The sequence below is a fragment of the Zoogloea oryzae genome (assembly GCF_030161255.1).
Taxonomy (GTDB): domain Bacteria; phylum Pseudomonadota; class Gammaproteobacteria; order Burkholderiales; family Rhodocyclaceae; genus Zoogloea; species Zoogloea oryzae.
On the sequence record NZ_BSPX01000141.1, the window covers coordinates 1 to 4,458 of the forward strand.

Genomic DNA, 4,458 nt, shown 5'->3' on the forward strand with positions numbered 1-4,458 from the left:
GGTGGTGGCGGTGCTGGCGGGCGTGATGCCGGGCTGGGGGCTGCATCCGGCCATCGTCGCCGGGCTGGTGGCGACCGGGCTGATGCTCGGCTGGACTTTCCGGCGCGGCCGGGCCTGCCTCGGCAAGCCGCACCCGGGCCTCGCCTGGTACAAGGCCTCGCTAGCCTGCCTGCTGGCGGCGCTGGTGGCGATCCTCGCCGGGCTGCTGTGGCCGGCGGGCTACGCTGCGCTACGGCTGGCGCATCTGCACCTCAACACCCTCGGCTTCATCGGGCTGGCGGCGGTGGGCACGCTGCATGTGCTGATGCCCACCGCCCTCGGCATGCCCGATCCGCAAGCCGCGCTGCGCCTGCGCCAGCAGCTGCCGTGGGCGATGGGTGGCGTGGTGGCGAGCGCGCTGGCGGGGCTGGCCCACTGGCTGGCGCCCGTAGGGGCGCTGGTGCTGGCTGGTGTGGTGATTCACACCCTGGCGGGCTGGCTGAAGACCCTCGGCGCCCGGCGAATCATCAACGATGGCGCTGCGGTGGCGCTGTTTGGTGCGGGCCTGGGCCTGCTGGCGGTGATCGCGGCGGGGCTTGTCCACGGCCTGGGCGGGATGCCGGGTAGGCCGGCGGTGACCGGGTTCTTCGCGCTCTTCCTGCTGCCGCTGGTGACGGGCGCGTTGTCGCAGCTGCTGCCGGTGTGGCGTTTCCCGGGGCCGGCGACGCCTCCACGGGCGCAACTGCGGGCCGCGCTGGTGCGCTTCGGCCTGCTTCGCACGGCGCTGTTTCTGACGGGCGGTGGCCTGCTGACGGCGGGCGTGGCGGCTGGGGCGCTGCTGCTGGCGGCGGGCGTGGCGCTGTTTGCCGGTGTGCTGGTGAAGGGGCTCGTGAGCGCCCGTTCGACAGCTTCAACCGCGGGCCGCTGAGCCCGGCACGGTCAAGGCCCGCCGGCTGTGCTATCTTCCAAGGTTTTCGTTTTTCATTTCGGCGAGAACCATGCGCTATATCTCCACCCGCGGCCAGTCTGCCCCCCAATCCTTCTGTGACATCCTGCTTGGCGGCCTGGCGCCGGATGGCGGCCTCTACCTGCCGGAGTCCTACCCGCAGGTCACCCGCGCCGATCTGGATGCGTGGCGCACGCTCTCCTACGCCGAACTGGCCTACGCGATCCTGTCGCGCTTCATCGACGACATCCCCGCCGCCGACCTGAAGGCCATCTGCGACAAGACCTACACCGCCGACGTCTACGGCTACGTGCGCGACGACGCCAAGGCCGTCGAGATCACTCCGGTGCACTGGCTGGAGCCGGGCAAGCTGGGCCTGCTGGAGCTCTCCAACGGCCCGACGCTCGCCTTCAAGGACATGGCGATGCAGCTGCTGGGCAACCTGTTCGAATACGTGCTCGAAAAGCGCGGCGAGCAGATCAACATCCTCGGCGCCACCTCCGGCGACACCGGCTCGGCGGCCGAATACGCCATGCGCGGCAAGCACGGCGTGCGCGTGTTCATGCTGTCGCCCCACGGCCGGATGAGCGCCTTCCAGCGCGCCCAGATGTACTCGCTGCAGGACGAAAACATCTTCAACATCGCCGTGCGCGGCATGTTCGACGACGCCCAGGACGTGGTGAAGGCGGTCTCCAACGACCACGCCTACAAGGCCAAGTACAAGATCGGCGCCGTCAATTCGATCAACTGGGCCCGCGTCGCCGCGCAGATCGTCTACTACTTCAAGGGCTACTTTGCCGCCACCGAGAACAACGACCAGCAGGTCGCCTTCGCGGTGCCGTCGGGCAACTTCGGCAACATCTGCGCGGGCCACATCGCCCGCCAGATGGGCCTGCCGGTGGCCAAGCTGATCCTCGCCACCAACGAGAACGACGTGCTCGACGAGTTCTTCCGCACCGGCATCTACCGCCCGCGCAACACCGCCGAGACCCACGCCACCTCCAGCCCGTCGATGGACATCTCCAAGGCCTCCAACTTCGAGCGCTTCGTGTTCGATCTGGTCGGCCGCAGCGGCGACACCGTACGCGCCCTGTGGAGCAAGGTCGACGCGGGCGGCGCCTTCGATCTGTCCGCCTCGCCCGAGTTTGCCAGGATCGGCGACTACGGCTTCGTGTCCGGCAGCAGCAACCACGCCGACCGCCTCGCGACGATCCGCCTGGCCGACGAGCAGTACGCCACCGTGATCGACACCCACACCGCCGATGGCCTCAAGGTGGCGCTGGAATTGCGCGACCCGGCCGTGCCCACGCTGGTGCTGGAAACCGCCCAGCCGGCCAAGTTTGAAGAGACCATCGTCGAGGCGCTGGGCCGCAAGCCGGCGCGCCCGGCCGGCCTCGAGAACATCGAGGCGCTGCCCCAGCGCGTCGAGGTGATGGATGTGGACGCCGACGCCATCAAGGCGCTGATCGCCCGGACTGTCGACGCCGGCTGACCGCCGACGTCAGAAAGCCCCCGCTTCGCCGGTTCAAGCCGGCGGGCGGGGGGCTTTTTTGTGCCTTGCGCGGGGGCGTGTCAGTCGGCTGGCGGGGGCGGGGTGTGGATGTCGGCGCCGTGGGGCAAAGGATCGGTGAGGCCGGCCGGGATGGGCGATTGCCAGCACCAGGCCTCGATGGCCGGCAGGCCGTAGCCGGCCCGGGCCTTGTTGCACTGGTCGTCGCCGGGCTGCACCTCCCGGCAGGGCGCGGGGCGATGCTCGTAGATCGTGCAGCCGACCCGCTGGCCGACCTCGCCGGCCAGGGCGTGGCAGCGGGGCGCACGCTGGTTGGTGCCGGCCATGCAGCTGAAGCGGGGGTTGATCGGCTCCGTCAGGTCGGCAGGAATGCCCCGGGCCTCGGCTTCGGCCCAGTAGAAGGAAACACGAAAGAAGGCGCAGCAGGCGCCGCAGTCGAGGCAGTGATTGGCGTCGGAGGTGCTCATCGGACGTCGTGCTGATTCGAATGAAATCGGGAACGGATTCTGGCACGACTTACGCCATTTGGGTAGCTTCGGATGGTGTCAATACGTGGCGCCGTCGCAGTCGTCCTGCTGCTGGGCGGCGTGCAGGTAGCGGCCGAGCAGGCCGTCGCCGTCGAAATGCGCGTCGAGGGCGGCCACGCTGGCGATGCGGTCGAGGCGAAAGCTGCGGAAATCGCCGCGCAGCTCGCACCAGGCGCCGAGGGTCCAGGTCTCGCCCCAGAAGACCAGCCCCACCGGGTGGATGATCCGCTCGCTGGCGGCGCCGTCGGCCCGGGTGTAGGCGATGCGCAGCTTGCGGTGGGCGGCGATGGCTTCGCGCAGCTCGGTCATCGGGGCGCGCATGGCCTCGGGTAGACGGAAGCCGGGCACCAGCAGGGCGTCGCGGGCGGGGGCGTGGCGCAGGGCTTTGGGCAGCACCGATTCGATGCGCAGCAGGGCGCGCTCGGCGGCGCGACCAAGGGCCGGGTCGGCCCAGCGTTGCACCATCCGGCTGCCCAGGGCGAGGGCGGCGAGCTCGTCGGCGTCGAACATCAGCGGCGGCAGGCGGTAGCCGGGGCGCATCAGGTAGCCCACGCCGGCCTCGCCGCTGATGGGCACGCCGGAGCGGGAGAGGTCGGCGACATCCCGGTAGATGGTGCGCTCGGAAACCTGCAGGGCTTCGGCCAGCTCCCGGGCGGTAACGGCCCGGCCCCGGTCGAGGAGCAGGACGATCTGGAACAGGCGGTCGGCACGGCGCATGGGGGGAGCTCCTGACACAAGGCTGTCAGGATAGCGCGGCTGGCCGGGGGATGCGGGCAGGCTCCTGACGGCAGGGTGTCAGGAGGGGGCGGCCAGAATGGCAGCTCCAATCAACCTGCATTCAGGAGCGCACCATGAAACGACTCATCAACTGGTTTGAAATCCCCGTCACCGACCTGGACCGGGCTTGCCGCTTTTACGAGGCCACCTTTGCCATCACCCTCAAGGTGGAGGAAATGTGCGGGATGCGCATGGCCGTTTTTCCGTACGCGGACCCGGCCACCGGCGGCGCCCTGATGGCCTGCCCGGACGGCAAGCCCGGCGACCACGGGGTGGTGATCTATCTGGATGGCGGCGACGACCTCGCCGTGCCCCTGGCGCGGGCGGTGGAGGCGGGCGCCACGGTGTTGATGCCGAAGACCGAGATCAGCCCGGAGATCGGCTTCATCGCGATGTTTGCCGACAGCGAGGGCAACCGGATCGGGCTGCACTCGCCGGGGGCGGGTTGTCAGGGGTGATCGTGGTCGTCGTCGTGGGCGTCCATGTCCAGCGGCCATAGCCGGTGGGCGTCGAGGAGCAGGCGGTAGCGGGCTTCGCTGGCGTCGAGGCCGGCCAGCCGGGCGGCGAGGCGCGCTTCGTGGGCCAGGCGGCGCGCATTGAGGGTGTCGGTGAGGCTGCCTTCGCCTAGCTGCCAGGCCCGTTCGGTGAGGTCGGCGCTCTTGCCCAGGGCGTCGGCGGCGGCCTGCTGGTTCTGCCAGCCGGCCCAGGCGGCGCGGGCG

6 protein-coding genes are annotated in these 4,458 nt (G+C 70.1%); 3 read left to right on the plus strand and 3 right to left on the minus strand.

Annotation, left to right across the window (positions count from 1 at the left end):
* Together QQK25_RS22245 and thrC are read left to right on the plus strand one after the other, a co-directional pair.
* Positions 1 to 907, plus strand: a 907-nt coding sequence (locus QQK25_RS22245) for a hypothetical protein (protein WP_284189925.1), incomplete at its 5' end; no start/stop codon positions are given.
* A gap of 70 nt (positions 908 to 977) precedes the next feature.
* The gene (thrC, locus tag QQK25_RS22250; protein WP_284189926.1) at positions 978 to 2,417 is read left to right on the plus strand and encodes a threonine synthase; all 1,440 of its coding nucleotides are present in this window, start codon (positions 978 to 980) and stop codon (positions 2,415 to 2,417) included.
* Positions 2,418 to 2,497: 80 nt separating this feature from the next.
* Here the strand turns inward: thrC and QQK25_RS22255 are convergent, their stop codons facing one another.
* Together QQK25_RS22255 and QQK25_RS22260 are read right to left on the minus strand one after the other, a co-directional pair.
* A complete protein-coding gene (locus tag QQK25_RS22255) occupies positions 2,498 to 2,902 on the minus strand; it encodes a YkgJ family cysteine cluster protein (protein ID WP_284189927.1) in 405 nt (134 codons plus the stop codon).
* Between the two features lie 78 nt (positions 2,903 to 2,980).
* Positions 2,981 to 3,679 (minus strand): helix-turn-helix transcriptional regulator, encoded by a 699-nt coding sequence (locus tag QQK25_RS22260; RefSeq protein ID WP_284189928.1) that lies wholly within the window; start codon positions 3,677 to 3,679, stop codon positions 2,981 to 2,983.
* Between the two features lie 134 nt (positions 3,680 to 3,813).
* Here QQK25_RS22260 and QQK25_RS22265 point away from each other — a divergent pair, with 134 nt between their 5' ends.
* Positions 3,814 to 4,197, plus strand: a complete 384-nt coding sequence (locus QQK25_RS22265) for a VOC family protein (protein ID WP_284189929.1) — start codon at positions 3,814 to 3,816, stop codon at positions 4,195 to 4,197.
* Here QQK25_RS22265 and QQK25_RS22270 read toward each other — a convergent pair.
* Positions 4,188 to 4,458: TolC family protein (locus QQK25_RS22270; RefSeq protein ID WP_284189930.1), on the minus strand; the 271-nt coding region annotated here is incomplete at its 5' end. The two genes, QQK25_RS22265 and QQK25_RS22270, sit on opposite strands and share 10 nt — an antisense overlap.

Excerpts from the sequence above, each read along its gene's own strand:
- thrC (WP_284189926.1), top strand. The coding sequence starts at position 978 with ATGCGCTATATCTCCACCCGCGGCCAGTCTGCCCCCCAATCCTTCTGT.
- QQK25_RS22255 (WP_284189927.1), bottom strand. The coding sequence starts at position 2,902 with ATGAGCACCTCCGACGCCAATCACTGCCTCGACTGCGGCGCCTGCTGC.
- QQK25_RS22260 (WP_284189928.1), bottom strand. The coding sequence starts at position 3,679 with ATGCGCCGTGCCGACCGCCTGTTCCAGATCGTCCTGCTCCTCGACCGG.
- QQK25_RS22265 (WP_284189929.1), top strand. The coding sequence starts at position 3,814 with ATGAAACGACTCATCAACTGGTTTGAAATCCCCGTCACCGACCTGGAC.